This window comes from Actinophytocola sp. (assembly GCF_045807065.1).
Taxonomy (GTDB): domain Bacteria; phylum Actinomycetota; class Actinomycetes; order Mycobacteriales; family Pseudonocardiaceae; genus Actinophytocola.
In genome coordinates, this window is sequence record NZ_JBJMIE010000788.1 from 1 (window position 1) to 6,429 (window position 6,429).

At 71.2% G+C, this 6,429-nt stretch carries 7 protein-coding genes; all 7 read right to left on the minus strand.

Annotated elements, in window-relative coordinates; translation table 11 throughout:
• On the minus strand, positions 1 to 1,070 hold a 1,070-nt coding region (locus ACJ73U_RS45850; RefSeq protein ID WP_407784093.1), incomplete at its 3' end, for a hypothetical protein.
• A gap of 12 nt (positions 1,071 to 1,082) precedes the next feature.
• On the minus strand, positions 1,083 to 1,634 hold the full coding sequence (locus ACJ73U_RS45855) for a DUF3558 domain-containing protein (RefSeq protein WP_407784094.1): 552 nt from the start codon (positions 1,632 to 1,634) through the stop codon (positions 1,083 to 1,085).
• A 23-nt stretch (positions 1,635 to 1,657) separates the two neighbouring features.
• On the minus strand, positions 1,658 to 2,026 hold the full coding sequence (locus tag ACJ73U_RS45860; protein WP_407784095.1) for a hypothetical protein: 369 nt from the start codon (positions 2,024 to 2,026) through the stop codon (positions 1,658 to 1,660).
• A 169-nt stretch (positions 2,027 to 2,195) separates the two neighbouring features.
• A complete protein-coding gene (hpt, locus tag ACJ73U_RS45865) occupies positions 2,196 to 2,750 on the minus strand; it encodes a hypoxanthine phosphoribosyltransferase (RefSeq protein WP_407784096.1) in 555 nt (184 codons plus the stop codon).
• Positions 2,720 to 3,715 (minus strand): tRNA lysidine(34) synthetase TilS, encoded by a 996-nt coding sequence (tilS, locus tag ACJ73U_RS45870; protein ID WP_407784097.1) that lies wholly within the window; start codon positions 3,713 to 3,715, stop codon positions 2,720 to 2,722. The genes hpt and tilS overlap by 31 nt, the downstream gene beginning before the upstream one ends.
• Complete coding sequence (locus ACJ73U_RS45875; protein ID WP_407784098.1) at positions 3,712 to 4,782, minus strand: zinc-dependent metalloprotease; 1,071 nt, start codon at positions 4,780 to 4,782, stop codon at positions 3,712 to 3,714. Before ACJ73U_RS45875 ends, tilS begins: the two co-directional genes overlap by 4 nt.
• A 38-nt stretch (positions 4,783 to 4,820) precedes the next feature.
• Positions 4,821 to 6,429, minus strand: a 1,609-nt coding sequence (gene dacB, locus ACJ73U_RS45880; RefSeq protein WP_407784099.1) for a D-alanyl-D-alanine carboxypeptidase/D-alanyl-D-alanine-endopeptidase, incomplete at its 5' end; no start/stop codon positions are given.

Consider the following 6,429-nt stretch of genomic DNA (forward strand, 5'->3'; position numbering starts at 1 on the left):
CCACCGAAGCCGCCACCGAACCCGGGGCCGAAGCCGCCCTGGCCGCCGCCTGGGGCGCCCGAGCCTGGGCCTCCTGGTGTGCCGGTCGGCCCGAAGGTGCCCGGCGTCGGGTTGGTGGCGCTGGGCGGGGTGAAGGCGGCCGAGCCCGTGCTGGCGCCCGGCGGCGGGGTGTGGCCGCTCTGGCCGGTGTTGCCGCTGCCGCCGGTGAGGACCGGGTTGCCGCTCGAGCCGGTGGTGCCCGTGTGCGTGCCGGAGGTCGTGCCGGTCGAGGTGGTGCCCAGCGTCGGGGTCCTGGTGGTCGGGGTGTGGATCCGGTCGGCGGTGATGTTGGTGCCGTTGCCCCCGCCGCCGCTGATCGTGTCCTGCGGCGGGACGAACGAGGGGGTCTGGGCGTCGACCGCACTGAGCGCCGAGGTGTAGGTGGTGAGGTAGGAGACCTGCTCGCGCTTGACGGCGTCGGCGGCGTCCTTCTGGGCCTTGAGGTCCTGCTGCATGGCCGCGGGGCCACCGGCGATCATGGCGTTGAGCGACTGCTGCTGGTCGAACTCCTTGGGCGGCGGCAGCTTCTGCACCTCGCTGGCGGCGACGGACTGCTGCGACATGCGCACGCCCATCAGCTGCGCCGTGGTGCCCGCGGTGCCGGCGGCCTGGGCGAGGGGCTTGAGCGCCCCCTTGGCGGTGTCGGCGGCGACGCCGGTCCAGGCGTCGTCGAGGCGGGAGACGGCGTCGAGCAGCCCGTTGGCGGCGTCGGCGAGGCTGTTGCCACCGTCGTTGAAGGCCCGACCGAGGTCGTCGGCGGTGTAGGGGCTGTTCTTCTCGGTGGCGAAGCTGTACAGCTTGCTGCTGGTGTGTGTGTCCCAGTTGGGCGGATCCGGGATGACCCGGTCGTCACCGAAGCGCACGTCACCGTTCGCCAGGTCGGCGGCCTGCTCGGCGTTGATCGACTGCTGGATCTGCCCGGTCGGGACCCGGTCCTCGCTGGGCATGTGGTTCATCACGCGGCGCGTGTCGGCCGCCTGGTCGCCCGCGTACCTGTTCGTGTCGTAGTGGTGCTTGTTGTTCGGCGCCATCGCCTTGCCCCCTTACTGGTCCTTCACCCTGGGAATGATCAGGTTCGCCAGCTGGTTCGCGACCTGACACTGGTCGTACTTGCCCTCCCCGGCCGACAGCACCGTCGCACTCGCCGCGAACATCTTGCCGCTCGGCAGATCGACCAGGATCTCGCAGATCACGACCGTGTCGGTGGACAACGCCTGCACGGCGGGCAGGCCGTCGACCTTCGTCGGTGTGTTGGTGATGCCGGGCCCGGTATCGGCTTGGGCCGTCGATGTTCCGGTCTGCCAACCGACGACGAGACTGGTCTCGTCCGCCCAGGTGCAGATCGCGTGGCCGTCCGCGGTGCTGTTGCCCTTCTTACCCTCGGCTGAGCCGCCGAGCTGCTGGGCCTCTTCCGGCGAGAGCAGCTCACACAGCCGAGCGAGCGAGTAGTCCGGCGCCTGGCTCTCCGAAGTGGACTCCTCGGTCGGCTCGTTCGTCGACTGCGAGGAGGTTCTCTTCGGCTGCGGCTGGCCGGCCGTTGCGTTGTCGCACGCGGAGACAGCCGCGAGCATGGCGAGCCCGAGAATGGCCGCCAAGCTTCGCTTCGCGCGAGAACCCACTAGGGGTGCGTCCTGTTGTACTGCGCGGCGTGAAGTTCGTCCGTATCGACGTAGTTGGTGATGCACTGCTTCAACGCGGTCTCCGCCTTGCTCGTCTGCTCGGCGAGCAGCTTCAGGGACGCCATGAAGGAGTCGTCACCGTCGTATCGATTCATCGACTTGCGGGCCATGGCCTGACCCACCGGGTTGGCACCCAGCAGAACCTCCGTGTTGCCGCTGGCACTGCTTTGCAGCAACTGGGTGAGTTGGTCCTTGACCTTGCCGATCTTCTCCAGTGCTTCGGCGGCCGCGTCTGCCTTGATGGAGACCTGGCCGGCCATCGCGGCTTCGCTGAAGGCGCTGACGGCGCCTCCGATTGCCTCGTACACCCTGTGCTCCCCATGTTCCCCGCCGCGCACGCCACTCGTGCGGCGCGTGACAGGGACGAGGTTAACGCACGGGCCTGACCGGAGGGAGCGCTATCAGCGGAAAGGGGTAGTGAATATCCGAAACGAATTCACTGATTTCCCACGCCGGGGACAAACCAGGTCGTTCTTGTCAGGAGGAATAGACCTTCGGGTCCAGCGTGCCAATGTACGGGAGGTCGCGGTAGCGCTCGGCGTAGTCGAGGCCGTAGCCGACCACGAACTCGTTCGGGATCTCGAAGCCCACGTACTTCACCGGGACCTCCACCTTCACTGCCTCCGGCTTGCGGAGCAGGGTGCACACCTCCAGCGAGGCCGGGTTGCGCGACGCCAGGTTCCTCAGGAGCCAGGACAGGGTCAGGCCCGAGTCGATGATGTCCTCGACGATGAGCACCCGGCGTCCGGAGATGTCCCGGTCGAGGTCCTTGAGGATGCGCACGACGCCCGACGACGACGTCGACGACCCGTACGAGCTCACGGCCATGAACTCCATCTGGACGGGGACGGCCAGGGCGCGGGCCAGGTCGGTCATGAACATGACCGCACCCTTGAGCACGCCGACGAGCACCAGGTCGGTGCGGCCGCCCTGGTCCGGGTAGTCGTCGGACACCTGCTTGGCGAGCTCTTTGATCTTGTCCTGGATCTGCTGTTCGGTGATCAGCACGGAGGCGATGTCGTCGCCGTACACCCGGTCCCCTCTCCTGGCTCCCACGCGGTCACCCGCAGCCTGCCACGGGCCCGGCCCACCGCAAAGTTGCCGGGCAACCAGACATCACCCTGGCCTCGCCACTCCCCGATCAGCGCGTCCGCCGAACGCAGGTGCGCGTCGGTCAGCTCGCGCACGCCGGCGTCGAGGAGCCAGCGGCGCAGGACCCTGCGCCGCAACGCGGACGGCTCGGCCGACAGCACCGCCACGTCCAGCTCACCGTCCACCAGCGCGGCAGGCAGGAGCCGCGCGGACAGTGTGTCCAACGCCTCAGTGTCGTCACGCAGCTGCGCCGCGGTCCGTGCGAGCGCGGGTGCCACCCCACCCTGCAGCACGTCCTCCAGCAGCGGCAGCACCTCCCTCCTCAGCCGAACCCTCGTGTAGGCCGGATCGTCGTTGTGGGGGTCCTCCCACGCCACGAGACCCAGCGCCTCGCATGCCGCGACAGTCGTAACACGGGGCACCGACAGGAACGGGCGGGCCCACGGCGGGTCCAGGTCACGCATGCCGGCGATCGAACGCGGGCCCGAGCCGCGGCCCAGTCCCAACAGGACGGTCTCGGCCTGGTCGTCAAGGGTGTGGCCGAGGAGCACAAGCGGGAAACCGGCGGAGCGCAGGGCGGTGTAGCGGGCACTGCGGGCCGCCGCCTCCGGGCCGCCGCGGCCGGTGACCGTGACCGTGAGCACCTGGACGTCGTCGATGCCCAGGCCGTGGAGCTGCTTCGCGGCGGCCGCGGCCACGTCCGCCGAGCCGACCTGCAGCTGGTGGTCGACGATCAACCCGTGGACCGTCCGGCCCTGGCGGGAGGCGACGTGCGCGGTGGCCGCGGCCAGTGCCAGTGAGTCGGCGCCGCCCGACACCGCCACCGCGACGTCCGTGACCGGACACGCCGCGAGCAGCCGGCGCACCGCCTGCCGTGTGCGTGCGACCGGCTGAAAGTCCGTCACCGGCCGTGGACGCGCCGCACCCATGCCGCCGGGTCGGCGATCTCCGCGCGCAGCGGCAGCGTCTCCGGCGACTCCCAGATGACGTTGAAGCCGCTCATGCCGACCTCGTCGACCACGTGCCGCGTGAAGGCCGCGCCCGCCGCGTACTGCTTGACCTTCGCGTCCACGCCCAGCAGCGTCCGCAGGATCCGGTCGAGCAGGCCGCCGCCGCGGCGGCGGGCCGTGAACCGCGCGCGGATCGTCGCCACGCTCGGCACCACGGTCGGGCCCACGGCGTCCATCACGTGGTCCGCGTGGCCCTCCAGCAGCGTCGACAGCGCGATCAGCCGGTCGAACACGGCCCGCTGCTTCGGCGACTGGAGCACCTCGACCAGGCCGACCGGCCCGACGTCGGCGTCGCGCTGGCGCAGATGCCGGACCAGTTCGGGCAGCCGTTGGAACGCGCTGGTCGCGGTCTCGTCGAGGCCGGCGAGGAACGCCGCGACCTCGCCCGCGAAGTAGTCGCGCAGCCACGGCACCGCCGTGAACTGCAGCCGGTGCGTGCACTCGTGCAGGCACACCCACAGCTGGAAGTCCTCGCCCGGCACGTCCAGCGCCTGCTGCGCGGCCATGATGTTCGGCGCGACGAGCAGCAGGCGGCCGCTGTCCTGGTCGCCGCCGAACGGGTCGTACTGCCCGAGCACCCGGCTGCCGAGGAACGCGAGCACCATGCCGGCCTGCACGCCGGCGCTCCCCGCGAGCACGCCACCCATCGCCCGGCTCGGGCCGATCGGCAGCGCGCCGTCGGTCAGCGTGGCGAGGCCCTCGGCCGCGGCCTCCACCCAGCGGCGGCGGTCCACGACGTCCGCCGGGTGCAGCGGCAGGTCCAGGCCGAGGCCGGTCAGCTCCCGCACGTGCGTCTCGGCGGGGCCGGTGGCGTCGCGCAGCTGCGCGACGGCCTGCTCGGCCTCCTCCATCGGCACGTGTGGGCCGGGCTTGATGAGCCGCTGCGCCGTGGCCACCGCGACCCCCCAGTCCACCGGGTTGCGGTTGGCCGTCTGTTGCGCCTGGCTGGTGGCCGTGCTCATGTCATCGACGCTACCTGACCCGACCGGGGTACCGCCCGTCACTGACAGCCACAACCGCGTAACGCGGCCGAGACCGTGTCCAGCGCGGGCCGTGCGGTGCTCCCGTTCGTCCCGCTGGTGAGGAACGCGAACACCAGCGGCCGGTTGTCCTTGTCCATGACGATGCCGGCGAGCGAGTTGACGCCGGTGAGCGTGCCGGTCTTGGCTCGCACCCAGCCGCGGCCCTGGGTCGCGGTGCCCTGGTTGTACCGGTCGGCGAGCGTGCCGCTGCCGCCCGCGACGGGCAGGCCGCCGAGCAGCGGGCGGAGCTTGGCGGTGCGCGGGTCCTTGCCGTCGGGCGCGGCGGCCACCGCGAGGATCTGGGCGAGCAGCTTGGCGGACACCTTGTCCTCGGTGGACATCCCGCTGCCGTCCTTGAGCACGGTGCCGTCGACCTCGAAGTTGTTCTGCCGCAGGACGTCCTGCACGGCCTTGCTGGCACCGTCGAACGTCGGCTCCGCACCGGCCTTGATGGCGACCTCGTGGGCGAGGACGTCGCCGAGGGTGTTGTCGGAGTGGTCCAGCATGTTGTCGACGAGCTGGTAGATCGGCGCGGAGCGGATCTCGCCGAGCACCTTCGCGTCCGCGGGGGCCTTCTTCTCCATCGAGGCCGCCGGCGAGGCGCCGAGGCGCGCGGCGAACTCGTTCACCAGCGTGCGGCCTGGGTCGTTCGTGCGGGGCGAGTAGTTCACCTTCGCGTCGCGGCGGTCGCCGTCGAGCATGGCCGGCACGACGGGCGCGATGTAGCCGTTGGCGACGTCCTCGGGCAGCCAGCTCGGCGCCATGTGGGGCGAGGAGTAGCGGCTCTGGTCGATGTAGACGGTGTTGACCTGGGCGCCGTTCGCCTTGACCTGGTCGACGAGGTCGGTGAGGTGCGCGGCACCCGGGTAGACGGACTCGTTGCCGTCCTTGAGCGAGGAGATCGTGGGGTCGCCGCCGCCGACGATGATCACCTCGCCCGGCTGGTCGCCCTGGACCACCTTGGTGACCAGCTGGCTCGTGTGGTCGAGGCTCAGGAGCGCGGCGGCCGCGGTGAGGAGCTTGCCGGTGGAGGCCGGGGTGATCGCCTGGCCGGCGTCCCGCTCGTAGAGGGTCTGGCCGGTGGCCGGGTCGATGACGGTGCCGGTGATCGTGCCCAGCGCGGGGTTCGCGATGGGGCCCGCGAGGGCCTGCTGGACGCCCTGCGTGCTCGGGGTCGGAGCGTTGGTGTCGGGGCCGTGCAGGTCGGCGGAGTAGTTGACCGGCGCCGGGGGCGGGTTGACGGCGACACTGTCTTCGCTGGTCAGGCCCAGCTTTTCGGCTACGCCGGGGACGGCGAAGATTACGCCGGCCGCGACGCCGAGGACCGCCACGATCGCGATGGCGGCGACGAGGAGCCGTTTCCTCGACTTGCGTGGGGCGGGTGGCGGTTCCTGCGGTGGTGGAGGCGGGCCGACGCGTTGTGGGGCGGCGCGGGGTGGTTCGGGCGGCGGCCACTCGCTCTTGCGGTCCGGCTGCTTGCGGTCCGGCTGCTTGCGGTCCTGCTGCTTGCGATCTTGTTGCGGGAGTGCGCGGGGCGGCGGCTGGAGCGGACGGGGGATGAACGCGGTGCGCTCGGCCTCCTGGCGG

Coding starts and splice junctions, on each gene's coding strand:
- ACJ73U_RS45875 (WP_407784098.1), bottom strand. CDS start 4,782: ATGAGCACGGCCACCAGCCAGGCGCAACAGACGGCCAACCGCAACCCG.